Annotated in this window: 19 protein-coding genes and 1 riboswitch; of the genes, 14 read left to right on the top strand and 5 right to left on the bottom strand. The window is 73.0% G+C overall.

The window, feature by feature from the left end; all coding sequences use genetic code 11:
* Positions 1–29 precede the first annotated feature (29 nt).
* The gene (locus AB0O29_RS05090) at positions 30–731 is read right to left on the bottom strand and encodes a hypothetical protein (RefSeq protein WP_365146260.1); all 702 of its coding nucleotides are present in this window, start codon (positions 729–731) and stop codon (positions 30–32) included.
* A gap of 106 nt (positions 732–837) precedes the next feature.
* Entirely contained in the window at positions 838–1539 is a 702-nt protein-coding gene (locus AB0O29_RS05085; protein ID WP_365146257.1) for a hypothetical protein, read from the bottom strand.
* A gap of 175 nt (positions 1540–1714) precedes the next feature.
* Between AB0O29_RS05085 and AB0O29_RS05080 the strand changes: the two genes are divergently transcribed.
* From AB0O29_RS05080 to AB0O29_RS05070, 3 genes are all read left to right on the top strand, one after another.
* Positions 1715–3760 carry an N-6 DNA methylase gene (locus AB0O29_RS05080; RefSeq protein WP_365146254.1) on the top strand — a complete coding sequence of 682 codons (2046 nt, stop codon included), beginning with the start codon at positions 1715–1717 and terminating at the stop codon, positions 3758–3760.
* A 129-nt stretch (positions 3761–3889) separates the two neighbouring features.
* Positions 3890–4570 carry a hypothetical protein gene (locus AB0O29_RS05075; RefSeq protein ID WP_365146251.1) on the top strand — a complete coding sequence of 227 codons (681 nt, stop codon included), beginning with the start codon at positions 3890–3892 and terminating at the stop codon, positions 4568–4570.
* The gene (locus AB0O29_RS05070) at positions 4567–6084 is read left to right on the top strand and encodes a serine/threonine-protein kinase (protein WP_365146248.1); all 1518 of its coding nucleotides are present in this window, start codon (positions 4567–4569) and stop codon (positions 6082–6084) included. Before AB0O29_RS05075 ends, AB0O29_RS05070 begins: the two co-directional genes overlap by 4 nt.
* A gap of 69 nt (positions 6085–6153) precedes the next feature.
* Here AB0O29_RS05070 and AB0O29_RS05065 read toward each other — a convergent pair whose 3' ends face one another.
* On the bottom strand, positions 6154–8580 hold the full coding sequence (locus AB0O29_RS05065) for a YfhO family protein (RefSeq protein WP_365146245.1): 2427 nt from the start codon (positions 8578–8580) through the stop codon (positions 6154–6156).
* 176 nt (positions 8581–8756) lie between these two features.
* On the opposite strand from AB0O29_RS05065, the gene AB0O29_RS05060 reads away from it, so the two are divergent.
* Complete coding sequence (locus tag AB0O29_RS05060) at positions 8757–9383, top strand: SurA N-terminal domain-containing protein (RefSeq protein ID WP_365146242.1); 627 nt, start codon at positions 8757–8759, stop codon at positions 9381–9383.
* 28 nt (positions 9384–9411) lie between these two features.
* Complete coding sequence (locus AB0O29_RS05055; RefSeq protein WP_365146239.1) at positions 9412–10482, top strand: nucleoside triphosphate pyrophosphohydrolase; 1071 nt, start codon at positions 9412–9414, stop codon at positions 10480–10482.
* Between the two features lie 299 nt (positions 10483–10781).
* Here AB0O29_RS05055 and AB0O29_RS05050 read toward each other — a convergent pair whose 3' ends face one another.
* Positions 10782–11984, bottom strand: coding sequence for a globin domain-containing protein (locus AB0O29_RS05050; protein ID WP_365146236.1), 1203 nt, complete (start codon positions 11982–11984; stop codon positions 10782–10784).
* A 121-nt stretch (positions 11985–12105) separates the two neighbouring features.
* Here AB0O29_RS05050 and AB0O29_RS05045 point away from each other — a divergent pair, with 121 nt between their 5' ends.
* The 9 genes from AB0O29_RS05045 (at position 12106) to AB0O29_RS05005 (ending at position 23027) form a co-directional block, all read left to right on the top strand.
* On the top strand, positions 12106–13407 hold the full coding sequence (locus AB0O29_RS05045; protein WP_365146233.1) for a cytochrome P450: 1302 nt from the start codon (positions 12106–12108) through the stop codon (positions 13405–13407).
* A gap of 128 nt (positions 13408–13535) precedes the next feature.
* On the top strand, positions 13536–14624 hold the full coding sequence (locus tag AB0O29_RS05040; protein ID WP_365146230.1) for a transglycosylase family protein: 1089 nt from the start codon (positions 13536–13538) through the stop codon (positions 14622–14624).
* A 274-nt stretch (positions 14625–14898) separates the two neighbouring features.
* Positions 14899–15067: riboswitch (cyclic di-AMP (ydaO/yuaA leader) on the top strand.
* A gap of 2 nt (positions 15068–15069) precedes the next feature.
* Complete coding sequence (locus tag AB0O29_RS05035; RefSeq protein ID WP_365146227.1) at positions 15070–15807, top strand: transglycosylase family protein; 738 nt, start codon at positions 15070–15072, stop codon at positions 15805–15807.
* Positions 15808–16091: 284 nt separating this feature from the next.
* Positions 16092–17378 carry a phosphopyruvate hydratase gene (gene eno / locus AB0O29_RS05030; RefSeq protein WP_365146224.1) on the top strand — a complete coding sequence of 429 codons (1287 nt, stop codon included), beginning with the start codon at positions 16092–16094 and terminating at the stop codon, positions 17376–17378.
* Between the two features lie 90 nt (positions 17379–17468).
* The gene (locus AB0O29_RS05025; protein ID WP_344168591.1) at positions 17469–17957 is read left to right on the top strand and encodes a septum formation initiator family protein; all 489 of its coding nucleotides are present in this window, start codon (positions 17469–17471) and stop codon (positions 17955–17957) included.
* 61 nt (positions 17958–18018) lie between these two features.
* Positions 18019–18564, top strand: coding sequence for a DUF501 domain-containing protein (locus AB0O29_RS05020; RefSeq protein ID WP_365146222.1), 546 nt, complete (start codon positions 18019–18021; stop codon positions 18562–18564).
* The gene (locus tag AB0O29_RS05015; protein ID WP_365146219.1) at positions 18561–19502 is read left to right on the top strand and encodes a Ppx/GppA phosphatase family protein; all 942 of its coding nucleotides are present in this window, start codon (positions 18561–18563) and stop codon (positions 19500–19502) included. Before AB0O29_RS05020 ends, AB0O29_RS05015 begins: the two co-directional genes overlap by 4 nt.
* Positions 19503–20071: 569 nt before the next feature.
* Positions 20072–21457, top strand: a complete 1386-nt coding sequence (locus AB0O29_RS05010) for an NAD(P)/FAD-dependent oxidoreductase (protein WP_365146216.1) — start codon at positions 20072–20074, stop codon at positions 21455–21457.
* Between the two features lie 187 nt (positions 21458–21644).
* Entirely contained in the window at positions 21645–23027 is a 1383-nt protein-coding gene (locus AB0O29_RS05005; RefSeq protein ID WP_365146213.1) for a cyclopropane-fatty-acyl-phospholipid synthase family protein, read from the top strand.
* Between the two features lie 87 nt (positions 23028–23114).
* On the opposite strand, the gene AB0O29_RS05000 is transcribed toward AB0O29_RS05005, so the two are convergent.
* Positions 23115–25664 (bottom strand): FtsX-like permease family protein, encoded by a 2550-nt coding sequence (locus AB0O29_RS05000; protein WP_365146210.1) that lies wholly within the window; start codon positions 25662–25664, stop codon positions 23115–23117.
* Positions 25665–25684 lie beyond the last annotated feature (20 nt).

Raw genomic sequence — 25684 nt, 5'->3', positions numbered from 1 at the left:
CCCGTTCCTGAACCGCCCGGGCGAAGCCGTCAGCCGGCCTGCTGGACGTTCTTGTACTCGACGCTCCTCGGGGTCTGGCCGTTCTCCCAGTGGGCGAGGAGGTACGGCGTGCCGTCCAGGTAGACGTGGTCGGTGATCTCCGTGCCGTCGGGGGCCTTCGACAGGAGCACGAGGACCGGCCTGGCGTTCAGGTAGGTGTCCTGGCCCCGGCGGAGGCCGGTGAGGTCCGGCGGGAAGGCGCTGGCGGGGGCGCCGTCCTTGCACAGGGCCAGGAGGTGGGCGACCGAGGGGTCGCCCGGCCTCAGGTCGATCCAGCCGTCCTCCGTGTCCGGGGACTTGGCGGGCAGGTCCCTGAACTGGTCCTGGAGGAAGTCGTAGTCACCCCGCAGCGAGACCTTGGAGTCGTCCACGAGGATCTCCCCCGTGCCGTGGCGGTTGACCTTGACCTCCCCGTAGCAGCTGCCGCCGTCGCCCTCGAAGGTCAGTTTCGCCGTGATCTCGCGTGCGCCGATCCGGCGCGAGATGACCGCGGTCTTGGAGGCCGCCCGCCCCGTCTCCTCGTACGCGGCGCGCAGGACGGCGGCCGGGTCCCGGCCCGCGAGCGGGTCGTGCGCCGGGGCGGAGGACGAGGGCTTCGGCGCCGCGTCGGTGGAGTCGGGGCCGCAGGCGGTGGCCGCGGCGGTCAGCAGGGCCGCGCAGGTGAGCGCGGCCGTGGTCGTGGTTCTGGGCATGCGGGTGCGCATGACGGTTCCCCCCTGGGATCGATCAAGAGGTCAGAGGGTAGCCGCAGGGGCCAGGAGGGGCGGTGGAAGCGCGGGGGAGGGGGAGGGGGTGTCGTTACGACTTCTTCCAGTCCGCGCAGCCCGTGGTCTTGAAGTAGGCGTCGTCGGCGGAGACGGTCACGACCGCCGGGCCCGTCGGGTTGTCGTTGGCCTCGATGGACTCGCTCTGGTGCTCGGCGTCCTTGGCGCGCTCCCAGTAGCAGCCGAAGCCGCCCTTGGCGGGGCCGGCGGACTTGTAGGTGCCGGGGGCGATGTCGGTGCCCACCTTGAACATGCCGCCGTTGCCGGGGGCCTCCGCCTTCGGGGAGCCGCCGGAGGCCTTGGGGTCGACGGCCTCCCAGTCCTTGCAGCCGGTGGACTTGAAGACCTTGTCGGAGGCGGTGAGGGTCACGTAGGCGGTGCCCTCCACGTTGTCGTTGGCGGTGATCGAGTCGGTGTCGCCCGAGGCGTCCTTGGCCCGCTCCCAGTAGCAGCCGCTCTTGTTGCCGGTGCTGCGGTAGGTGCCGGGCTTGACGTCCGAACCCACCTGGACGGTGCCGTTCCCGCGGATCGCCGCCGTCTTACCGCCCTGCGAGGGCGAGGCGGGCGCGGGCGCGCCGGCGGCCGCCGACTTCTGCGGCTTGGGGGAGTTCGCGCCGCCGCCCGCCTCGCCTCCGGTGCACGCCGTGAGCGCGACCAGGGCGAGGAGGGCACCGCTGCCCGTGAGCAGCCGGTGGCGGGCGATCCAGCGCGTCTGCGGGGCGTGGGACTGGGACATGGGTGTGCTCCTGTCGTGTGCCGGGTGGTGCGTCATGGGTCAACTGCGCGGCAGGCGCCGCCTGTTCACAGGATCATCACAGCAGAGCGTGTGAACCGAGTCAACACTGTTTCGCCCGTCGGACCGGTTCACGCTGTGAAGTGGTGGCGCGCGTGTGTACGGGTATGCTCCCGGCATGCTGGAGGAGAACACCGCCGAGGTCACCGCCGCCGAGATCGCCCGCCTGGCCGGAGTCGGCCGCGCCGCCGTGAGCAACTGGCGCCGCCGCCACCCCGACTTCCCCAAGCCCGTCGGCGGCACCGAGACCAGCCCCTCCTTCGCCCTCGCCGAGGTCGAGGCCTGGCTCCGGGCCCAGGGCAAGCTCGCCGAGGTCCCCCTCCCCGAACGCGTCCGCCGGCAGATCGCCTCCCACCCCGGTGGGCCCGTCGCCGCGCTCCTCGAAGCCGGAGCCGCCCTGCTCCTCGTACGCGACCGGCCCGCCCGCTGGCTGGAGCTCGCCGCCGGACCGGACGAACGGATGGCCGCCCTCCTGCCCCCCGTACGGGAGGAGGCCCTCGCGGCCCGGCTGGGACCGGGACACCCGGTGATCCCGCCGCCCGGCCCCGTACCCGTGGCCCTGCTGAGGTCCGTCGCCGAACTCGCCGCCGGCCACGGCGCCCGCCAGGCCTTCGAGTTCCTCCTCGCCCGCCACCTCGAGGCCAACCCCCGCCAGTACACCCTCACCCCGGACGGCGTCGCCGAGCTGATGGCCGCCCTCGCCGGACCGGCCGCCCGCACCGTCCTCGACCCCGCCTGCGGCACCGGAGCCCTGCTGCGCGCCGTCCCCGGCGCCACCGCCCTCCACGCCCAGGACGCCCACCCCGAACTGGCCGCGCTCACCGCCCTGCGCCTCGCCCTCCACGGCCCCGCCCGCGTCCGCGCGGCAGCCGCCGACAGCCTGCGGGCCGACGCCCATGCCGGCACCGCCGCCGACGCCGTCCTGTGCCACCCCCCGTTCAACGAGCGCAACTGGGGCCACGACGAACTGGCCTACGACCCGCGCTGGGAGTACGGCTTTCCGGCCCGCACCGAATCCGAACTCGCCTGGGTCCAGCACGCCCTCGCCCGGCTGCGCGAGGGCGGCACCGCCGTGCTCCTCATGCCGCCCGCCGCCTCCTCCCGCCGCTCCGGCCGCCGCATCCGTGCCGACCTGCTGCGCCGGGGCGCCCTGCGCGCCGTCGTCTCCCTGCCCGCCGGCGCCGCACCCCCGTACGGCATCCCCCTCCAACTGTGGCTGCTGCGCCGCCCCGCCCCCGGCGTCCCCGCCCCGGCCGGACTGCTGCTCGTCGACACCGCCGGCCTCGACCCCGACGGGCCCTCCCAGGCCCGCGCCCCCTGGCCCGGCGTCCACGAGGCCGTGCTCGCCACCTGGAACGCGTACGACCGCACCGGCGTCAACCCCGACCTCCCCGGCGTCAGCCGCGTCGTCCCCGTCGTCGACCTGCTCGACGACGACGTCGACCTCACCCCCGCCCGCCACCTCCCCCCGCCCGCCGCCGGCGGCGGCCTGGCCGAACTCGCCGCCGTACGCACCCGCCTCGACACCACCCTCAGCCGCGCGGCCCGCCTCACCCCGCCCCCCGCCACCCCCGCCGGGCCGGCCGCCGCCCCGCCGCCGCAGACCACCATCGGCGAACTCGCCCGCGCCGGAGCCCTGCTGCTGCGCGCCGGCTCCGGCGGCGGCGACCCCGAGCTGCCCGTCCTCACCGAGTACGACGTCTACGCCGGCACCGTCCCCTCCGGCACCGCCGCCACCACGTCCGACACCGGCGAGGGCCTCGTCGCCGAACCCGGCGACGTGGTCGTCCCCGTCGTCGGCGCCCTCGCCGCCGCCCGCGTCGTCACCGAGGACCCCGCCACCGGCGCCGGGGCCCTCCTCGGCCGCAACCTCCAGCTGCTGCGCCCCGACCCGGCCGCCCTCGACCCCTGGTTCCTCGCCGGATTCCTGCGCGGCACCGCCAACACCCGCCGCGCCAGCAGCCACGCCTCCACCGCCACCCGCCTCGACGTGCGCAAACTCCGCCTCCCGAGGCTGCCCCTCGCCGAACAGCGGCGCTACGGGGCCCGGTTCCGCGAGCTCGCGGAGTTCGAGGACGCGCTGAGGCTGGCGGGACGCCTGGGGGAGCAGCTCGTACAGGGCCTGTACGACGGACTGTCGGACGGCACCGTCACCCCCGGCTGACGCCGGCCCGCCCCCGGCCCGTCCGTGCTGCGACCCTGCAACGGTTGCGCGCATACCCTCACGGACGGCCGGAAACGCTGTATACGCTTCCAGCCGTCACCCTTTCCGCACGGCCCGTCAGGAGCAGCGATGCACGGCCCCGGCATCCCGCCGCAGCAAGGCCCCCACGGCCACCGGCCCCTGTCCGGGGCGGCGATGACGCTGCGCGTGCTGTTCACCGCGCTGCCCCTCCTCACCTGCGGCTTCTTCGCCTGGGGTTCGCTGCTGCGGATCGCGCTGCTCACCCGCAGGAGCCGCGACTGGGTGCTGCTGGTCCTCGGCGGGGTGCTCTCCGTCGTCTGGATCGTCTTCATCGAGATGGACCCCACGGCCGAGACCAACGGCTGGCAGGGCAACCTCGGCGCCGGTGGCTCGATCTTCACCGGCTTCGCCGTCTGCGTGTACTACATCGTCGCCGACATCAAGCACCACGAGGCGAAGTCCGCCGCCGCCCCGGCGGTGGGCGCCGCGCCCTGGTACCCGGCGCAGCAGTCCCCGTACGCCCAGCCCCAGGCGCAGCACCAGCCCCAGCCGATGCACCAGCCGCAGCCCCCGCAGCAGACCCGCCCCTCCTACGGCTACCCGCCCGTCCCGCCGCAGCAGAACCCGGCCCCCGTCCAGCCCCCGCGCATCGGACAGGTCCGCGCCGAACTCGACGAGCTGAGCGAACTCCTGCGCAAGCAGCCACCGCACACCCCGCCCGGGCCCCCGCGGCCCGGCGGCCCCTACCAGGACCCGAACAGCACGGCGATCCAGGACCCGCAGCAGTGACCCAGGGCGAACGGCTCATCGGCGAGCGCTACCAGCTCGCCACCATCCTCGGCCAGGGCGGCATGGGCCAGGTGTGGACGGCCTACGACCGGCGCCTGGACCGCCGCGTCGCCGTCAAACTGCTGCGCCCCGACAAGGTGGCCGGCCCCGGCACCGTCGCCGAGGAACTGCGCCGCCGCTTCGTGCGCGAGTGCCGGGTCACCGCGCAGGTCGACCACCCCGGCCTGGTCACGGTGCACGACGCCGGCAGCGACGGCGACGAGCTGTACCTGGTCATGGGCTACGTCGAGGGCTCCGACCTCGCCGACCACCTCGCCGAGCACGACCCCTACCCCTGGCCCTGGGCGGTCGCGGTGGTGGCGCAGCTGTGCGCGGTGCTGTCCGCCGTGCACGCCGTGCCGATCGTCCACCGGGACCTCAAGCCCCGCAACGTGATGGTCCGCCCGGACGGGACCGTCCTCGTCCTGGACCTCGGCGTCGCCTCCGTGATGGACACCGACACCACCCGCCTCACCAGCACCGGCTCCCCCATCGGCAGCCCCGCCTACATGGCGCCCGAACAGGCCATGGGCGGCGCGGTCGGCCCGTACACCGACCTGTACGCGCTCGGCGTGCTGCTGTACGAACTCCTCAGCGGCACCGTGCCCTTCGCCGGCACCACCGCCCTCGGCGTCCTGCACCGGCACCTGTACGAGCCGCCCGCCCCCGTGCGCGCCCGGCGGCCGGAGATCCCGCAGGAGCTGGAGGCGGTGCTGATGCGCCTCCTCGCCAAGGACCCGCAGGACCGGCCCGGCTCCGCGCAGGAGGTCTACGAGGCCCTCGCGCCGCTGCTCCCGGCCCCCGGCAGCCGCCCCGTCGCCGGCCCGCTCGACCCGACCCGGCCCTTCCTGCGCCCCCAGGCCCCCTGGCCGGACCGGCCGGCCGCCGTCGTACCGCCGATGCCGGCCACGGCACCCGCCCCGGCCCGCCCGGACATCCCCGGGGCGGTGGACGAGGCCCGCAAGCTGCTGGACGAGGGGCGGCTCACCCAGGCCGTGGACATCCTCGGCGGGATCCTGCCGGCGGCCGCCGCCGAGCACGGGGAGCGCTCACCGGTGGTGCGCAGCCTGCGCAAGCAGTACGCCGCCACCCTGATGGACGACGGCCAGTACCGCCGCGCCCTGCCCGAACTGCGCCGCCTCGCCGACGAGTTCCCGGCCGGTGACCCGCAGGCGCTGCGCTTCCGCTACGACGCCGCCCAGTGCCTGGAGAACCTCGGCGAACCGGCCGCGGCCCTCGCCGAGTACCGGTCGCTGCTGCCGCTGTTCGAGAACCACTACGCCAACCCGGACCCGGGCCTGCCGCTGGAGGTCCGCCGCCGGATAGCGCACCTGCTGCTCTCCCTCGGCGACCGCGCGGCCGCCCACGACACCCTGGTCCGCCTCCTGTACGACGCGGACCGGGTGCACGGCCCGGCGCACCCCCTCCCGGTGGAGGTCCGCCGGACCCTGCAGTGGCTGGGCCAGGTGCGCTGACGGTCCGGCCGCCCGCACCGCTCCGGCCCCGCTGCCCCGCCGCCGTCAGACCCGCCGCCCGCGCCGTCGTCAGCCCCGCCGCCCCCGCCGCGTCAGCGCCGTCAGGTACGAGGGGCGGCGCCGGTGCACCGCCAGCGCGGCCACCACCAGTGCGGAGAGCCCCGCCAGCCCCGCGCCCGGGAGCAGCCCGGGCGGGGTGAACGCGCAGTGCAGGGTGGTGGTGCGGCCGTCCAGGGGCACGGCCAGCAGCCCCAGCCGCGACCCGGCCGGACGGCCCTGGCAGCTCCAGCCGGCGACGGCCGGGACCGCGACGACCGCCGTACCGGTGCTCCCGGCGGGCAGGGTGGCGGTCAGGCCCGCGTCGGACACCCGCACCGAGGTGGCGGCCGGGGCGCGTAGGGCGGCCACCGCCGCCGTGAGCTTCGAGCGGTCCAGACAGCCCAGCGTCCACCGGGCGGGGGCCGGGCGGTCGAAGACGAGCTGCGAGGACGCCCCGTGCGAGCGGCCCAGCGGCTGGAGCGCCGCCCGGTTCTTCGGCTGGGTCCCGTTCAGCCGGGAGGGGCGGCCGTCCGCGAGGCTGGCCGAGCCGCTGTACTCCGGCGCCCACAGGAACGGGTCGGTGCCCGACCGGCACACCCCGGGCGCGACCGGCTCCTCGTACACCTTCGCGCCCAGCAGCAGCTCCTGGTTGGCGAACGGGGAGTCGCCGAACCGCTGCGGCGGCCCGGCCGGCCGCACGGTGACCAGCGGCAGCGCCTCCGCGCGGACCACCTTCCCGTCCGCCTTAAGCCGCGCCCCGACCGAGAACAGGGCGTCCGTCACCGGGTTGTCCAGGCTCTGCACGCTGCGCCCGCGCGAGGTCCAGCCCGCGCCCAGCGCCGCCATCGTGCGGGTCAGCACGTCGGGGGTGTGGCTGCTGTAGTACGAGCCGCCCTCGCCGCCCAGCAGCAGCGGATCGTTGCCCGACAGCGCCGGCCGGCCCGCGTCGGTGCGGTACGCCGGCCAGCCGTCGGCCCGCGTCAGGGCCCGCTCGCGGGAGGTGTGGGAGCGGCCCCAGGAGGGGTAGTCGTCCAGCCCGGCCAGCGTGGCCTTGTGCCCGTACGCGGTGGTCGCGGCGGCCTGCGCCACCAGCGCCGCCGCCAGCACGGCGGCCGCCGGCAGCAGCAGCCGTCGCCGGCCGAGCGCCCACCAGGCCGCCGCCGTCAGAGCCAGCCCGCCGCAGAACAGGGCGTACCCCCAGCCGGTGGCCAGCGCGCTGCCCGCCGCCCAGGCGGCGGCCGCCGCCAGGACCCCGGCCCCGCCCGCCAGGGCCCCTACCGCGGGCAGCCCGGCCGACAGCCCCGTCCAGGCGGCGATGACCACGATCCCGGCCAGTACGAAGGTCTGCCGGTACGGGCTGCCGTTCGGGGTCGCGAAGACGTGCCAGGCCAGATGGGTCGGCGCCCACTGCAGGGACAGCAGCACCGCCGCCACCAGCCCCGCCCACCACAGCCGGGTGCGCGCCGGCAGCGCCCCGTGGAAGGGCAGCGCCGCCACCAGCAGCAGGGTCCCGGTGCCGACGAACACGGCCGGGGAGCCGAAGGAGTACGTCGCCGGCATCAGCCGGGCGAACAGGTCCGACCAGGGCACCGGGGAGAACTCCTTGAACCACCCCGGGTAGGCCTGCTTCGAGCTCAGGAACAGCGGCACCAGCAGCGGCGCGGTCAGCGCCATCCCCAGCACGGTCGTCACCGCCGCCCGCCCGATCACCCGGGCCCGCTCGCGCACCCCCTCCCGGGTCAGCACCACCCGCACCAGCAGCACCAGCGCCGCGCCCAGCGTGGCCATGTAGGCGGTGTAGAAGTTCGCCGTCCAGGAGACGGCCACCACCAGCACCCCCAGCAGCGGCCGCCGCCCGCGCAGCGCCCACTCGCCGGTCAGGCACAGCATCGGGAAGGCGATCAGCCCGTCCAGCCACATCGGGTTGTACGAGGCCTCGATCACCGACCAGCCGCACAGCGCGTACGAGGCGCCCAGCAGCCCCGCCGCCCACCACGGCCCCGGCCGCTGGGTCCGCAGCAGCCAGGCCATCGCGGCGGCCGCGGCCGCCATCTTCAGGACGGTGACCACGTACACGGCGAGGTCGATGTCATGGCGCGGGAAGAGCCCCACCAGGAGGGCGAAGGGGCTCGACAGGTACGTGCCCAGGTCGGGCAGGAAGGAGGTGCCGTACCCGGACTGCCAGTTGAACAGCAGTCCGCCCCGCGCCCGCCCGTGCAGCAGGTCCCACAGGTGCGCGTGGAAGGGCACGAACTGGTTGCCGAGGTCGTTGACGCTGCGGTGGCGGTGCCCGTACGGGAAGACCCGCGCGACGGCGTCCCCGGAACACACGGCCACCACCGTGACCAGGGCGGCGAACGCCGAGCCGAGGACCCCGGGCCGGCGCCCGGACCGGCGGACGGGGGCCGGAGCGGGGCGCTCCGGAGTGGGGTGCGGAGCGAGCTGCGAAGTCGACATGGTGAGCCGACCTTCGCAGGAACGTCCGGCTCCGCGGTAGCCGGGGGGTGAATTCGCACCCCAACACCCTTGGAATCGTTGGTCGAACCGGTGGCTCGGGCCACTCTGACTGCATACCATCGATCACCGCACGGCCTTGTGCACCGACGCACAATCCCCCGGCCCTGGAGGCTCCTTTGCACCGTCGCACAGCGCTCTCCGTATCCGTCGCCCTGCTCGCGGCGGCCCCCTTGCTGGCCGCCTGTTCGGGCGGGACCCGTCCCGGCACCGCGGCCGTCGTCGGCGGCGAGCGCATCACCACCTCCGCGCTCCAGGCGCAGGTCAACGACGTGCGCGCCGCGCAGAACCGCTCCGAGGACGGGGCGCGCCTGATCGGGGCCACCGCCGGCCTGGAGCGGCTCAAACTCAACAAGATGATCCAGACCGCGGTCCTGGAGCGGGCGGCGGACGACGCCGGGCTGAGCGTGAGCACCAAGGAGATCGAGGACGTCCGCAAGGCGCAGCTCCAGCAGGTCGGCGGGGAGAAGGCGCTCGCCGCGGCGGCCCTGGAGCAGGCGCAGCTGGCCCCGGACCAGATCGACGCCGACACCCGCTTCAAGCTGCTGCGCGACAAGCTCTTTGCGCACTACGGCAGCCAGGACAAGGCGCTGGTGAAGCTCGGGGAGGCGGCGAAGGAGCTGCACGTCGAGGTGAACCCGCGCTACGGCCGCTGGGACGAGAAGCAGATCCTGCTCGGCGACCAGCAGACCCCGTGGATCATCCAGAAGACGGTGCCCGAGCAGGCGGCCCCCGCCGGAGCCTGACGCCCGCGGGCGGAGGTAGGTTCGGAGGGTGACCGACCACACCGCCGAACCCGCCCCCGCGCCCGACGCCGCCTCCGGCTCTGCCTTCGTCTCAGGCTCTGCCTCTGCCTCCGCCTCCGCTGAGGACGCGGGGCGGATCGTCCTGCTGACCGCCAGCCACCGGGTCGCCCCCGGGCTGCTGTCCTGGCCGGCCTGGCAGGCCCTGCACGCTGCCGACCGGGTGCTGTGCGCGGACCCGGGCCACCCGCAGCTTCCGTACCTGCGGGAAGCCGGGGTGGACGTGGCGCACGAGGCCCCCGACGCCCACGCCCTCGTCGACGCCTGCGCCGGGGGCCGCACCGTCGTGGTGATCCCGGGCGGCGAGGGGGACCAGCGGCTGACCGACGGGCTGGCCCGGCTGGCCGGCTCGGGCCGGGTGGCCATGCCGGACCTGGAGCTGCTGCCGGGCTCGTACGACCTGCCGGGCGCGCGGCTGCTGGACCTGGTGCAGGTGATGGACCGGGTCCGCCGCGAATGCCCGTGGACCTCCCGGCAGACCCACGAGGGGCTGGTGAAGTACGCCATCGAGGAGGCGTACGAGCTGGTCGAGGCGATCGAGGACGGCGACCGGGACGCGCTGCGCGAAGAGCTCGGCGACGTGCTGCTCCAGGTGGTCTTCCACGCGCGGATCGCCGAGGAGGGCCTGGAGGGGGAGGAGGGCGAGGAGGCGGAGGCCTTCTCCGTCGACGACGTCGCCGGCGACCTGGTCGACAAGCTGATCCGACGACACCCGCACGTCTTCGGGGACGCCACGGCCGAGTCCCCGGAGGACGTCAGCGCCCACTGGCAGGCCACCAAGGCGGTGGAGAAGCGGCGGGAGTCGGTGACCGACGGGATCCCGCTGGGCCAGCCCGGGCTCGCGCTCGCGGCGAAGCTGGCCGGCCGGGCCCGCGCGGGCGGGGTCCCGGTGGAGCTGCCCCGCGGCGAGGGCATCGGCTACGAGCTGCTGGAGCTGGCGGCCCGAGCGGAGGCGGCGGGCACGGACCCCGAGACGGCACTGCGCGCGGCGGCCCGCGTCTACCGGGACGCGATCCGCGCGGCGGAGGGCGTGGGGGAGTAGCCCCGGAGGCGGGGTTCCCTCCCGTGGGCGGCTAATGCTTTCTGTTTCCGCTGGAGCATTAGCGGGCCGGTTGCGCACCCGGCCCCCGCGCCACATGCCTTCCGACGGTGCGGAGGCATTAGCCGCGCGGGGCGGGGTCGGCTGGCCGCGCCACATGCTCTCCGGAGGGGCGGAACCATTAGCCGCGCGTTGCGCGGCCGGCCGCCCGCGGCACATGCGTGCCGGTGACGCTGAAGCATTGGCTTCCGTGATGCGCACCTGCCCGTCCGCGCCACATGCCTCCCAACAGAGAAGAGGCATTAGCCGCGCGGCGCGCGGTCCGACGGGTTGTGCCAGTGCGGGGACGGGCGGTGCAGGAACCACTCGCCGAAGCCCAGCGGGCGCCCGCCGCGGGCGGCGCCGGGGACGGGGACCGTGTCGTGGAAGAGCCGGTCTGGGCGGGCCCCGAGTTCCTCCAGCAGGAGGGCGGTCTCCTCCATGAACACCGGCGGCCCGCTCAGGTAGACGTCCTGCTCGGGCCAGAGCGCCCGGTTGCCGAGGGCGGTGGCCAGCCGGGCGGTGGCCTGGTTGCGGTGCCGTCCGGGCGCGGGGGTGATGTAGGTGACGCCGAGCCGGCGGAAGGCGGCGGCGTGCGCGTCGATCCACGGCCGGTCGTAGAGGTGCGCGGAGTCCCGGGCGGCCAGGAAGAGCCGTACGTCCCGGTCGGGAGGGTGTTCCGCGAGCTCCTCCAGCATGGCCCGCACGGGCGCCCACCCCGTGCCGGCGGCTATGAAGGTGAGGGGCCGGTCCGCGCGGCGCAGGGTCAGCCGGCCGGCGGGGGCGCTGAGCCGCAGGGTCTCGCCGAGCTGGATCTCGCGGACCAGGGCGGTGCTGAGCCGGCCGCCCTCGATCCGGCTGACGTGCAGGTCGACCGTGTGGTCGGGGCGGGGGGCGTTGGCGAGGGAGTAGGTGCGCCAGACGGCCGGGACCCGTTCGCTGCTCACGCTGACGTACTGGCCGGGCCGGTACGGGAGCGGGGTGCGGGGGGCCAGCGTCAGCACGCCGATGTCCTCCCCGTACTGGAGGTGCCGCACGACCTCCGCGTCCCACCAGGGCGGGTCCTCGCTCGCGGCGGCGCCGGCCGTCATGGCGTCGGCCATCACCTGGTAGGCCTCGGCCCACGCCTTCTCGACCTCGGGGGTCCAGGCGGCGCCGGAGGTGGCGGCGAGGGCGGCGAGCAGGCTGGCGCCGACGGCGGCGTAGTGCTCGGGGCCGACGAGGAACTTGCGGTGGTCGCGGCCGAGGTCGCGGAGATAGGGGAGGAGGGTGTCGTTCTCCAGGTGGGAGACGACGTGGGTGAGCGCGGCGAAGAGCCGGTCGCGCTGGCGCTCCAGGTCCCCGGCGGATTCCGGGAACAGCCGGCGGATCCCGGGGTTGTGCCAGAAGAGGTGGGAGTAGAAGAACTTGACCGCGTGCTCGGCCCGTCTCTCCACCACCGCGAAACTGCTCTTCAAGATCCTCACGTCCACAGGACCGAAGTAGGAATGTCCGACAAGCCGCCGTCAAGTGATGGCCGATCTGCGGACAGCCGCGACGAACCGTATATAAGGGATGGCCGGTAGCGAGCCGGGATACCGTCGACGGGTGCACGAGCAGACCCCCGACACCCCGCCCACCCCGCCCGCCCCTCCCGTCCCCGAGGCGCCGACCCTCTTCGACTGGGAGTTCGCCACCGACCCCTACCCGGCCTACGCCTGGATGCGCGAGCACTCCCCGGTGCACCGCGCCACGCTGCCCAGCGGGGTCGAGGCCTGGCTGGTGACCCGGTACGCGGACGCCCGCCAGGCCCTCGCCGACCAGCGGCTGAGCAAGAACCCGGCGCACCACGCGGAGCCGGCGCACGCCAAGGGCAAGACCGGGATCCCCGGGGAGCGCAAGGCGGAGCTGATGACCCACCTGCTCAACATCGACCCGCCGGACCACACCCGGCTGCGCCGGCTGGTGTCGAAGGCCTTCACCCCGCGCCGCGTCGCGGAGTTCACCCCGCGCGTGCAGGAGCTGACCGACCACCTCCTCGACCGGATCGTCGAGAAGGCCGGGGCGGAAGGGAAGGGGGAGGCCGACCTCATCCACGAGTTCGCGTTCCCGCTCCCCATCTACGCCATTTGCGAGATGCTCGGCGTACCGCGCGAGGACCAGGACGACTTCCGCGACTGGGCCGGGATGATGATCCGCCACGGCGGCGGACCGCGCGGCGGGGTCGCCCGGTCGGTGAAGCGGATGCGCACCTATCTCGGGGAACTGATCCACCGCAAGCGGGACGATCCGGGCGATGACCTCATCTCCGACCTGATCCGGGCGAGCGACCACGGAGACCACCTGACGGAGGCCGAGGCCACCGCGATGGCCTTCATCCTCCTCTTCGCCGGCTTCGAGACGACCGTGAACCTCATCGGCAACGGCGTCCACTCCCTCTTCATGAACCCGGACCAGCGCGTCCGCCTCCAGGACTCCCTCGCGGCGGGCGAGACCGCCCTGCTGGAGACCGGGATCGAGGAGCTGCTGCGCTACGACGGCCCGGTGGAGCTGGCCACCTGGCGGTTCGCCACCCGGCCGCTGTCCCTCGGCGGGCAGGACATCGCCGTCGGCGACCCCGTGCTGGTGGTCCTCGCGGCGGCCGACCGCGACCCGGCCCGCTTCGCCGATCCGGACACCCTCGACCTCTCCCGGAGTGACAATCAGCACCTCGGGTACGGCCACGGGATCCACTACTGCCTCGGCGCCCCGCTCGCCCGTCTGGAGGGCCAGACGGCGCTCGCGAGTTTGCTGAAGCGTCTGCCGGATCTGGAACTTGCGGTTCCCCCTACGGACCTGCGCTGGCGGGGCGGACTCATCATGCGGGGGCTGCGCACCCTGCCCGTCCGCTTCACAGTCCCGAACGCCTGAGGGGGCGCGCGAAGCCCGGCGGGGCGGCGGAACTGACCGGAATTCAGGCCTCGACCGAACTTGTGACATCCGTTCGAAGGGGGCTAGGTTCTGCCGTTACCCCGCCGTTATGCGAAAGGTGCAGCCTCATGCTTCCCGGGAACGGCCGCCACAGACGCCCCCGTCAGGTCCCCGCCATCGTCGTCACCGCCGGTGTCACCGGCTCAGCGCTGGCCCTGCCGCTGCTCGCCGCGACCGGCGCGAACGCGGCCGACACCGCGACGTGGGACAAGGTCGCCGACTGCGAGAGCGGTGGCACCTGGAGCGCCAACTCCGGCAGCGGGGCCTACGGCGGACTCCAGTTCACCCTGGAGCAGTGGAAGAACGCGGGCGGACTGGAGTTCGCGGAGCGCCCCGACCTCGCGAGCCGCTCCCAGCAGATAGCCGTCGCCGAGCGGGTGCTGGACTCCCAGGGCCCCCAGGCGTGGCCGCTGTGCTCCGCCTCGGCGGGGCTGGCCAAGAACGGGCCCAAGCCCGACGTGGACACCGGGACCTCCAAGACCCCCGGACCGGTCGGCGCCACCCCGGTCCGCCCCGACTTCTCGGTGCCCTCCACCGGCAAGAGCGATCCCTCCACGGACTTCGGGGCCCCCACCCCGGCGCCCGGCACGCCCTCCCCGAGCGTGCTGCCGGACTACCCGCTGGGCGCCAACAGCGGACTGCCCGTCATGCCGGAGCCGGACTACAGCGTCCCGCCCACCACGACCGGCCCCACCGTCCCGCCCACCACCCCCGCCACCCCCACCACCCCCGCGAACCCGGGCGACCAGGGCAACGGCCAGGGAAACCAGGGCAACCCGGGCAACTCCAACAACCAGGGCAACCCGGCCACTCCGACCACCCCGGGCACCCCCACCGCCCCGGTCGACCCCACGGCCCCCGCCACCCCGGGCGCCACCCCCTCCCCCTCGACCACTCCCGCCACAGGGGCCTCCGAGGGCAACGGCAAGCACCGCGGCCCGGCCGCCATCGAGGTGCCGGCGGCCCCTGGCACGGCGTCAGCCGCCGCCGCGGAGCCCACGTACACCGTGAAGCCGGGCGACAACCTGGCGGCCATCGCGGACGCCAACGGCCTCAAGGGCGGATGGAGCGCCCTCTACAAGGCCAACGAGCAGGTCATCGGCACGGACGCGGACCTCATCAAGCCCGGCCAGAACCTGGATCTAACCAAGAAATAGGGGTAGTTCGGGCAGTCGTTACGGGCTGAATGTCCGTTATCGGCAAGTGAGACATGCATCTCTTCCGGACAACTGGCGTGTCTCATTCCGGAACTTCCGCAAACCCCGCTCCGACCTGCGCAAACGTAGTCCCGAGCAACGCAAGTAGGCCGGTTTCTCCCCAAAATCACACGTTGAACATCGGGGAGAGACCTGCCTACCTTCTGAGTCGCCCGCCACCGCGGGCTCCTTCGACCGCATCGCCGAATCCTGCCGGCGGCCGGAGGGAACAGTCGTCGCGCAAGCGCCGTTGGCAGGAGCGGGGGAACCAAGGTAGTTGCCGGGAAAGGCCGTTGAGAGACGGTCCGCGTACCGGCTAGGGGTGAAGACGCGCAGCAGCGCGGCCGGGCAACTCATCCGCCCGAACCCGACAGCTCACCTCGAAGGCGTCGGTGAGGAGAACTCCATGCTGCTTTCCGGCAAGGGCAAGCACCGCCGCGGCTCCAAGGCCGTCCGCATCGTCACGCTCGCCGGTGTCGCCGGTGTGGCCGTCGCCGCTCCGCTGATGGCCGCCGGCTCCGCCAGCGCCGCCACCGTCTCGGAGTGGGACAAGGTCGCCGCGTGCGAGTCCGGCGGCAACTGGTCCATCAACACCGGCAACGGTTACTACGGCGGCCTCCAGTTCTCCGCCTCCACGTGGGCCGCGTACGGCGGCAAGGCGTACGCCTCGCAGGCCAACCAGGCCAGCAAGTCGCAGCAGATAGCCATCGCCGAGAAGGTCCTCAAGGGCCAGGGCAAGGGCGCCTGGCCGTCCTGCGGCGTCGGCCTGTCGAACTCCGCCTACAACGGCGGCGGCTCGACCACCACCCCGGCCAAGCCGAAGCCGGAGACCAAGCCGGCCCCGGCCAAGCCCGCCCCGGCGAAGCCCTCCACCCCGAAGGCCGACACCGAGACCAAGAGCACCGGCTCGGGCTCCGGCAACTGGACCCCGTCCAAGCCGGCCCCGTCGAAGCCGTCGGCGCCGAAGACCGAGACCCCGGCCACCGGCAACGGCTCGTACACGGTCAAGGAGGGTGACACCCTCGGCACCATCGCCGACGCCAACGGCGTCAAGGGCGGCTGGCAGAAGCTGTTCGACCTGAACAAGGACACCGTCCAGGACGCCGACCTGATCTTCCCGGGTCAGAAGCTGAAGCTCAGCTGAATTCCCGCGTAACACCTGAGCGGTAACACCGAGCAGTACCCCGGTACGGCCCGTGGCATCGACGCCCGGCGCGCATCCCCCCGCGCGCCGGGCGTCGTCATGTCCGGGGCCGGGCCCCCGATTTTCCAGGGTCCTATGTCCTGGAAGGCGGGTATTCAGCCCCTTTTTCGTCCCAGGACCCGGGCGGTCGGCTGGCCGACCGCCCGGAGCCGGTTAGGCTCTAGTCGGCGAGGCCGTCCCAGGCCACACGCCACCGCACACCCAGCGTCACATCCCAGAAGGAGATGCTCGTGCCGTCCATCGACGTCGTCGTAGCCCGGGAAATCCTGGACTCCCGAGGCAACCCCACGGTCGAGGTCGAGGTGGGCCTCGACGACGGCAGCACCGGCCGTGCTGCCGTTCCGTCCGGCGCCTCCACCGGTGCCTTCGAGGCCATCGAGCTCCGTGACGGCGACCCCAGCCGCTACATGGGCAAGGGTGTCGAGAAGGCCGTCCTCGCGGTCATCGAGCAGATCGGCCCGGAGCTCGTCGGCTACGACGCCACCGAGCAGCGCCTGATCGACCAGGCCATGTTCGACCTCGACGCCACCGACAACAAGGGCTCCCTCGGCGCCAACGCCATCCTCGGCGTCTCCCTCGCCGTCGCGCACGCCGCGTCGGAGGCCTCGGACCTCCCGCTCTTCCGCTACCTCGGCGGCCCGAACGCGCACCTGCTGCCCGTTCCGATGATGAACATCCTCAACGGTGGGTCGCACGCCGACTCCAACGTGGACATCCAGGAGTTCATGATCGCCCCGATCGGCGCGGAGTCCTTCTCCGAGGCGCTGCGCTGGGGTGCCGAGGTCTACCACACCCTCAAGAAGGTCCTGCACACCAAGGGCCTGTCCACCGGCCTGGGCGACGAGGGCGGCTTCGCCCCGAACCTGGAGTCCAACCGCGCCGCGCTCGACCTCATCATCGAGGCCATCAAGCAGGCCGGCTACACCCCGGGCAAGGACATCGCGCTCGCGCTCGACGTCGCCGCGTCCGAGTTCTACAAGGACGGCAAGTACGAGTTCGAGGGCCAGTCCCGCTCGGCCGCCGAGATGACGGACTACTACGCCGAGCTCGTCGAGGCGTACCCGCTCGTCTCCATCGAGGACCCGCTCTTCGAGGACGACTGGGCCGGCTGGAAGACCATCACCGACCGCCTGGGCGCCAAGGTCCAGATCGTCGGCGACGACCTCTTCGTCACCAACCCGGAGCGCCTGGCCCGCGGTATCGAGGAGGGCTCCGCGAACGCCCTGCTCGTCAAGGTGAACCAGATCGGTTCGCTGACCGAGACCCTCGACGCCGTCGAGATGGCCCAGCGCAACGGCTTCAAGTGCATGATGTCCCACCGCTCCGGCGAGACCGAGGACGTCACCATCGCCGACCTCGCCGTCGCCGTGAACTGCGGTCAGATCAAGACCGGCGCCCCGGCCCGCTCGGACCGCGTCGCCAAGTACAACCAGCTGCTGCGCATCGAGGAGATCCTCGACGACGCCGCGGTGTACGCCGGGCGCAGCGCCTTCCCGCGCTTCAAGGGCTGAGTCCTCGCCTAGCCTCCCTACGTCCCCGCACTCGGTCCCGTACCGTGTGCGGGGACGTATTGCGTAGCGCGCACCAGGGGAGGCGGACCAATGGCCGGGAACCGGGATCGGTTCTCCACCTTCTCCACGGCGACCAGGCTCCGGCAGCTCGGCGAGCGGACCGCGGCCCACGTCTACCGCTCGCAGTCCCGCCGGCAGGTGCGCCGCAGCCGGCTCACCGGCCGGGCGGCACTGCTGGTGCTCGTCCTCTGTACGCTGGTCGTCGCCCTCGCGTATCCGATGCGCCAGTACGTGTCCCAGCGCTCGGAGATCGCGGACCAGCAGCGGGCCGCCGCCACCGCGCGCAAGCGCCTGGAGCAGCTCCGCGACGAGAAGGCGCGCTGGCAGGACCCCGCCTACGCGGAGCAGCAGGCGCGCCGGCACCTGCACTTCCTGCGCCCGGGGGAGATCGGCTACATCATGACCGACCCCGGCGCCGCGGCCGCGGAGCACCGCCGCGGCGGCCAGAGCGGCTCCGACCGCCCCTGGTACTCCAACGTCTGGGACGGGGTCGACAAGGCCGACCGCCCCGGCGACTGAACCACCCGACACGACCGTCACGACCGTCACGTACGACCGAACGAAGAGACTTCCTCCAGGCATGCAGACGCCCCCGCCCCAGACCGACCGGACCGAGCCGACCGACGCCGACATCGAGGCGTTCCAGCAGCAGCTCGGCCGCCCGCCGCGCGGGCTGCGCGCCATCGCGCACCGCTGCCCCTGCGGCCAGCCGGACGTCGTCGAGACGGCCCCGCGCCTCCCCGACGGCACCCCCTTCCCCACGCTGTACTACCTCACCTGCCCGCGCGCGGCCTCCGCGATCGGCACGCTGGAGGCCAACGGCGTGATGAAGGAGATGCAGGCCCGCCTGGCCGAGGACCCGGAGCTCGCGGCCGCGTACCGCAGGGCCCACGAGGACTACATCGAGCGCCGTGACGCCATCGAGGTGCTCCAGGGCTTCCCGAGCGCCGGCGGCATGCCGGACCGGGTCAAGTGCCTGCACGTGCTCGTCGGGCACTCGCTGGCCGCCGGCCCCGGGGTGAACCCGTTCGGCGACGAGGCCCTGGCGATGCTGCCCGAGTGGTGGGCCAAGGGCGCCTGCGTCACCCCCTGCTCCGGCGGGGCGAAGGAAGAGGAGTCCGAGTGACCCGGGTCGCCGGCATCGACTGCGGTACCAACTCCATCCGCCTCCTGGTCGCCGACTGCGACCCGGCCACCGGCGAGCTGGTCGAGCTCGACCGCCGGATGACGATCGTCCGGCTCGGCCAGGGCGTGGACAAGACCGGCCGGCTGGCCCCGGAGGCCCTGGAGCGCACCTTCGCGGCCTGCCGCGAGTACGCCGCCGTGATCAAGGAGCTGGGCGCCGAGCGGGTCCGTTTCGTGGCCACCTCGGCCTCGCGCGACGCCGAGAACCGGGCGGACTTCGTCCGGGGCGTCCTGGACATCCTGGGCGTGGAGCCCGAGGTGATCTCCGGGGAGCAGGAGGCCGAGTTCTCCTTCACCGGTGCCACCAGGGAGCTGACCGGCCGCACCGACCTGGAGCGGCCCTTCCTGGTCGTGGACATCGGCGGCGGCTCGACCGAGTTCGTCGTCGGCGAGCGGCACGTGCGGGCGGCCCGCTCGGTCGACGTGGGCTGCGTCCGGATGACCGAGCGCCACCTGGTGGTGGACGGCGAGGTCACCGACCCGCCGACCGCCGGGCAGATCGCCGCCATGCGCGCCGACATCGAGGCGGCCCTGGACCTGGCGGCCGAGGCGGTGCCGCTGGCCGAGGCCCGCACCCTGGTGGGCCTGGCCGGCTCGGTGACCACGGTCGCCGCGATCGCCCTGGGCCTGGAGGCGTACGAGTCCGAGCGGATCCACCACTCGCGGATCTCCTACGAGCAGGTCCGCGAGATCAGCGGGCGGATGCTGACGGCCACCCACGCCGAGCGCTCGGCGATCCCGGTGATGCACCCGGGCCGGGTCGACGTGATCGGCGCGGGCGCCCTCGTCCTCCTCGCGATCATGGAGCGCACCGGCGCCGCCGAGGTCGTGGTCTCGGAGCACGACATCCTGGACGGCATCGCCTGGTCCGTGGCCTGACCGGTCCGCCATCAGGGGTGTACGAGGGGGCGTCCGGGTCCGGACGCCCCCTCGAGCGTTCCGAAGGCGTTCCGAGGGCGTTCCTGCGGCGGCCGTCGTGCGGGGCTGTGGCCGAATATCGCGTTCCACCCGATGAGTGGCTGGTGGGGCGGGGGAGCACGCCCGGGGCGGGGGCAGTGCGAGGGCAGTGCGGGGCTCCTGTGAGGCCGAAAAGGCGCTCCCGCGAACCAAGTTCGTGAAGTTCTTCACAAGGAAAAAGGGCCCTCAGGGTCAACAAGAGGGTCGTTCGAGGGGTTCTTGGGGGTCGCAGGGCCGTTTCAGCACCTGTTTGTGCGATGCGCGGACGCTACGGGTTTCGTATCAGAGGTAAGGACGAACGCCAGTGGTCCAGTCCGGTTGAGGCCTTGGAGGCCAGTTCAGGGCGGGTGAACAACGAATCCCGTTACACCGTGGTTCCCGTTGCGTGCCATGATCTGGGTCACGCGGGGCGCGCAGTGTAGCAGAGGTCTCCCAGCTCCTTGTGAAGGGGCTCACGAGCATCACCCCTTGGGGTGCTGGATACTCATCTCATGAGCACCACGGAGCGTCCCAGGATCCTCGTTGTAGGAGGTGGGTACGTAGGCCTGTACGCAGCCAAGCGCATCATGAAGAAGATGCGCTACGGCGAGGCGACCGTCACGGTCGTCGACCCGCGCTCGTACATGACCTACCAGCCCTTCCTCCCCGAAGTGGCCGCAGGCAGCATCTCGCCTCGGCACGTCGTCGTCCCGCTGCGACGCGTGCTGCCCAAGGCTGAGGTTCTCACCGGCCGGGTCACCACCATCGACCAGGACCGCAAGGTCGCCGTCGTCACGCCGCTGGTCGGCGAGGCGTACGAGCTGCCCTTCGACTACCTGGTGATCGCGCTCGGCGCCGTCTCGCGCACCTTCCCGATCCCCGGCCTGGCCGAACAGGGCATCGGCATGAAGGGCGTCGAAGAGGGCATCGGCCTGCGCAACCACGTCCTCGAGCAGCTCGACAAGGCCGAGTCCACGACGGACGAGAACGTCCGCCGCAGGGCCCTCACCTTCGTCTTCGTCGGCGGCGGCTTCGCCGGTGCCGAGACGATCGGCGAGGTCGAGGACATGGCCCGCGACGCCGCGAAGTACTACTCCACGATCAAGCGCGAGGACATGCGCTTCATCCTGGTCGACGCGGCCGACAAGATCCTTCCCGAGGTCGGGCCCAAGCTCGGCACCTGGGGCAAGGAGCACCTCGAGTCGCGCGGCATCGAGATCTACCTCGGCACCTCCATGGACTCCTGCGTGGACGGCCACGTGGTGCTGAAGAACGGCCTCGAGGTCGACTCCAACACCATCGTGTGGACCGCGGGCGTCAAGCCGAACCCGGCGCTGGCCCGCTACGGCCTGCCGCTCGGCCCGCGCGGCCACGTGGACACCGCCCCGACCCTCCAGGTCCAGGGCAGCGACTACATCTGGGCCGCCGGCGACAACGCCCAGGTCCCGGACGTCGCCGCCCGCAAGGCCGGCGTCGAGAACGCCTGGTGCCCGCCGAACGCCCAGCACGCGCTGCGCCAGGCCAAGGTCCTCGGCGACAACGTGGTCTCCGGCATGCGGGGCTTCCCGCAGAAGGAGTACGCGCACTCCAACAAGGGTGCGGTGGCGGGCCTCGGCCTCCACAAGGGCGTGGCGATGATCGTCATGGGCAAGATGAAGATCAAGCTCAAGGGCCGTCTCGCCTGGTACATGCACCGTGGCTACCACGGCATGGCCATGCCGACCTGGAACCGCAAGATCCGCGTCTTCGCGGACTGGACCCTCGGCATGTTCCTCAAGCGCGAGGTCGTCGCCCTCGGCGCCCTGGAGACCCCGCGCGAGGAGTTCTACGAGGCCGCCAAGCCGGCGCCGGCCCCGGCCGCCGCCGCGGCTCCGGCCGAGAAGGCCAAGGCCTCCTGACCCGGAGCACTCCGGTTCACCGAGCACGACCCCGAAGGGGCCGCCCGCCATCCGTGGTGCGGGCGGCCCCTTCGGCGTACCGCCGGGTCAAGGTGTGCTCAAGGTGCGGTCCAGGTGTGATTCGGCGGAGAATGCCCCCGAACGGTTGTGGGTAGCCGGTTGGTCGGAACACCTTGGAGGTGCCTCGATGACCGACGCCGCGCCGCGGCTGGCCGCCCTTGCAGAGACCCTGCTGGGCGCCCCCCTGCCCGTCCGCATACGGGCCTGGGACGGCAGTGAGTCCGGCCCCGCCGCCGGCCCCGTCCTGGTGCTGAACAACCGCCGCGCCCTGCGCCACATGCTGTGGAAGCCGGGCGAGCTGGGGCTCGCCCGCGCCTGGGTGACCGGGGACCTGACCGTCGAAGGCGACCTCTTCGACCTGCTGGACAAGGTGGCCGGCCTGGTCTGGGAGCGCGAGCACCCCGCCGCGCCCGTCCCCGTCCGCCGCCCCCGCAGCGGCCTCGCCAAGCTCGCCGCGCTGCGCCCGCACCTGCCCGCGCGCGCCTCCGGCGCCGCCGGCACGGCCGCGCTGCTGCGCGACCCGGCGACCCGGGCCGCCGTACGCGAGCTCCTGGCCCTGTCCCGCCCGTGGACCCGGCCCGCGCCCCCGCCGGAGGAGGCCGTCCGCCAGGGCGGCATCATCCACTCCAAGAGCCGCGACCGGCACGCCATCAGCCACCACTACGACGTGGGCAACGAGTTCTACGAGCGGGTCCTCGGCCCCTCGATGGTCTACTCGTGCGCCTACTGGACCGAGGGCGCCACCCTGGAGGACGCGCAGCGGGACAAGCTCGACCTGGTCTGCCGCAAGCTCGCCCTCAAGCCCGGTCAGCGGCTCCTCGACGTGGGCTGCGGCTGGGGATCCATGGCCCTGCACGCGGCCCGCGAGTACGGGGTCCGGGTCACCGGCATCACCCTCTCCACCGAGCAGGCGGCCTTCGCGCGCAAGCGGATCGCGGAGGAGGGCCTGACCGACCGGATCGAGATCCGCGTCCAGGACTACCGGGACGTCAAGGACGGCCCGTACGACGCGATCTCCTCGATCGGCATGGCCGAGCACGTCGGCTCCGAGCGCTACCGCGAGTACGCGGGCATCCTGCACGCGCTGCTGGCCCCCGGCGGACGCCTGCTCAACCACCAGATCGGCCGCCCGCCGGAGCCCGACGAGGCGGCGTACGAGATCGACGAGTTCATAGACGCCTACGTCTTCCCCGACGGTGAGCTCTCCCCGGTCGGCTCCACCGTCGGCGAGCTGGAGAAGGCCGGCTTCGAGGTCCGCGACGTGGAGGCGCTGCGCGAGCACTACGCGCTGACGCTGCGGGCGTGGGTGGCGCGGCTGGAGGAGCACTGGGACGAGGCCGTACGGCTCACCTCGCCCGGCCGGGCCCGGGTGTGGCTGCTGTACATGGCGGCGTCCGCGCTGGGCTTCGAGCACGCCCGCCTGGGCGTCAACCAGATCCTGGCGGTCAGGCCGGGCGGCGGCGGGACCTCGGGGATGCCGCTGCGCGCCCGGGTCTGGGGCGGCGCGTAGACCCGTACGCCCCTCCGGGCGCGGGAACGCGGAAGGGCCCCGGGGCGATGTGCCCCGGGGCCCTTCCGCGTCCCGTCCGCCGCCGGGTTACTCGGTCTTGATGGCGGTCAGCATGTTCAGCCGGGCGGCGCTGCGGGCCGGCCACATGGCGGCCAGGACGCCCACGACGGCGGCCAGCAGGAGGAACACGCCGAGGCGGCCGTAGGGGAGGATCAGCTCGTAGCCCGGCACCGACTTGGCGACGGTGCTGCCCACGGCCCAGGCCAGGAAGAGGCCGATGCCCATGCCGAGGACCGCGCCGAAGAGCGAGATCACCACGGACTCCAGGCGGATCATGTTCTTGACCCGGGCGCGGTCGAGGCCGATCGCCCGCAGCATGCCGATCTCCTGGGTCCGCTCGAAGACGGACATCGCCAGGGTGTTGACCACGCCGAGCACCGAGATGATCAGCGCCATGCCGAGCAGGCCGTACATGACGTTCAGCATCGTGTTGATGATGCCGCCCATCTCGTTGCGCATGTCCTGCTGGGTGGCGACGGTCATCGCCGGGTTCTTGCCGAGGGCGTCGATGACGGCCTGCTGGCCGGCCTTGGAGTCGCCGGCGGTGGCGTTGACGTAGACCTCGCGGACGTTCTGCTGGTCCGTGTGCGCGCTCAGGACCTTGTTGTCGAGGACGTACGGGGAGAGCAGGCCCTCGAGGTCCTTGTAGACGGCGCCGATCCGGAGGGCGCCCTTCTGGCCGTCCTCGAACTGCACCTGGAGGGTGGAGCCGACGGTGAGGTTCTGCTTCTTCGCGGTGCTCTCGGCGACGGCGGCCTCGCCCTTGCCGAGGGCGGCCAGGGAGCCGGAGGTGACCTCGATGTTGAGGAGGTCGCCGATGGTGGCCGGGTTGACGCCGGAGGCGGAGCGGAAGCTGTCGCCGACCTTGAAGTAGCCGTCGGCCTGCGGGGAGACGGCCTTGATGCCGGGGGCCTTGGCGAGGGTCTCGGCCACGGACTTGTCCAGGCCGCCCATGCCGCCGGCCATGGAGACCTTGTAGTCGGCCCTCAGCTTGTCGGTGCTCATCCGGTCGACGGCGGTGCCCATGGTGATGCCGAGCACCGACAGGGTGGTGACCAGGGTGAGGCCGATGGCCAGGGAGGCGGCGGTGACGGCGGTGCGGCGCGGGTTGCGCACGGCGTTCTGCGCGGCCAGCTTGCCGGGGACGCCGAAGACCTTCTGCAGGAGCGGGCGGACGGCGCCGATGACCGGCCGGGACAGCAGCGGCAGCAGCACGATCATGCCGATGAGCATCAGGGCCGCGCCGGCGCCGATGACCATCCGGCCGTCGCCGCCCATGGACACGCCGAGGAAGACGGTGCCGATGCCCGCGAGGCTGATGAGCGAGCCGAGGACGTTGCGCACGACCAGGGACTTCGCGGTGGCCGGCAGGTGGGCGCTGCCCATGGCGGCGACCGGGGCGATCCGCCCGGTGCGCCAGGCCGGCAGCAGGGCGGCGAGGGTGGTGACGACGACGCCGATGAGCAGGGCGGCGATGACCGTGCCCGGGGCGATGACGAGGTCCCCGCCCGGGATCTTGGCGCCGATGGAGTCCATCAGGGAGCGCATGCCGACCGCCAGGCCGATACCGGCGGCCAGGCCGATCGCGGCGGAGGTGGCGCCGATGACCAGGGCCTCGGCGAGCACCGAGCGCATGACCTGGCCGCGCTTGGCGCCGACGGCGCGCAGCAGGGCCAGCTCCTTGGTGCGCTGGGCGACCAGCATGGTGAAGGTGTTGTAGATGAGGAAGACGCCGACGAAGAGGGAGATGCCGGCGAAGGCGAGCAGCATGGTGCTGAAGCTGCTCATCTGCTTCTCGATGTCCTTGGCCTGCTGGGCGGCGAGTTCCTTGCCGGTCTGGGCCTTGGTGTGCTTGGCGTCGAGCAGCGGCTTGACGTCGGCCAGCAGCTGGTCGGCGGAGGTGCCGGCCTTGGCGCCGACGGCGAGCTCGTCGTAGAAGCCGGGCTGGAGGTAGAGCTCCTGGGCGACCTTGGTGTCGAAGAGGACCAGGCTGCCGCCGGCGTTGACGGCGCCGTCCTCGGTGGTGAAGACGCCGGTGAGGGTGAACTCCTTGACCGGGCCGTTGGTGGCGACGCGGACCTTGTCGCCGACCTTGTAGCCGCCCTTGGCCGCGGACTCCTTGTCGAGGGCGATCTGGTCGTCCTTGGCCGGGCCGGCGCCGTCGGTGAAGGTGTAGCGGGGGTCCTTGCCGTCCTTGACGGGGACGAAGTTGGAGCCCTTGTTGGCCCAGCCGGAGCCGATCAGCTTGCCGTTCTCGTCGCCGACGCCGGCGAAGCCGGAGACCCGGCCGGAGACGGTGTCGACGCCCTTGACGGCCTTGACCTTCTCCAGGGTCTGCTGGCTGATGCCGGGCTCGCCCTCCTTGGTGCCGTCCTCGGTGCGGGAGGGGCCCCACGAGGTGACGGAGACGGCTATGCCGTCGTAGCTCTTGGCGGACTGGCCGGAGAGGGCCTTGCCGAGGGTGTCGGTGAAGACGAGGGTGCCGGAGACGAAGGCGACGCCGAGGGTGACGGCGAGGACCGTCATCAGCAGCCTGGCCTTGTGCGCGAGGACGTTGCGCAGGGCGGTACGGAACATGGGGATATCAGTCCTGGGCT

Source organism: Streptomyces sp. NPDC089915 (assembly GCF_040684675.1).
Taxonomy (GTDB): Bacteria; Actinomycetota; Actinomycetes; order Streptomycetales; family Streptomycetaceae; genus Streptomyces.
The sequence above is the reverse complement of the archived record's forward strand: the minus strand, read 5'-3'. Positions and strand labels throughout refer to the sequence as shown.

Coding starts and splice junctions, on each gene's coding strand:
- AB0O29_RS05090 (WP_365146260.1), bottom strand. CDS start 731: ATGCCCAGAACCACGACCACGGCCGCGCTCACCTGCGCGGCCCTGCTG.
- AB0O29_RS05085 (WP_365146257.1), bottom strand. CDS start 1,539: ATGTCCCAGTCCCACGCCCCGCAGACGCGCTGGATCGCCCGCCACCGG.
- AB0O29_RS05080 (WP_365146254.1), top strand. CDS start 1,715: ATGCTGGAGGAGAACACCGCCGAGGTCACCGCCGCCGAGATCGCCCGC.
- AB0O29_RS05075 (WP_365146251.1), top strand. CDS start 3,890: ATGCACGGCCCCGGCATCCCGCCGCAGCAAGGCCCCCACGGCCACCGG.
- AB0O29_RS05065 (WP_365146245.1), bottom strand. CDS start 8,580: ATGTCGACTTCGCAGCTCGCTCCGCACCCCACTCCGGAGCGCCCCGCT.
- AB0O29_RS05040 (WP_365146230.1), top strand. CDS start 13,536: ATGCTTCCCGGGAACGGCCGCCACAGACGCCCCCGTCAGGTCCCCGCC.
- AB0O29_RS05035 (WP_365146227.1), top strand. CDS start 15,070: ATGCTGCTTTCCGGCAAGGGCAAGCACCGCCGCGGCTCCAAGGCCGTC.
- eno (WP_365146224.1), top strand. CDS start 16,092: ATGCTCGTGCCGTCCATCGACGTCGTCGTAGCCCGGGAAATCCTGGAC.
- AB0O29_RS05025 (WP_344168591.1), top strand. CDS start 17,469: ATGGCCGGGAACCGGGATCGGTTCTCCACCTTCTCCACGGCGACCAGG.
- AB0O29_RS05020 (WP_365146222.1), top strand. CDS start 18,019: ATGCAGACGCCCCCGCCCCAGACCGACCGGACCGAGCCGACCGACGCC.
- AB0O29_RS05010 (WP_365146216.1), top strand. CDS start 20,072: ATGAGCACCACGGAGCGTCCCAGGATCCTCGTTGTAGGAGGTGGGTAC.
- AB0O29_RS05005 (WP_365146213.1), top strand. CDS start 21,645: ATGACCGACGCCGCGCCGCGGCTGGCCGCCCTTGCAGAGACCCTGCTG.
- AB0O29_RS05000 (WP_365146210.1), bottom strand. CDS start 25,664: ATGTTCCGTACCGCCCTGCGCAACGTCCTCGCGCACAAGGCCAGGCTG.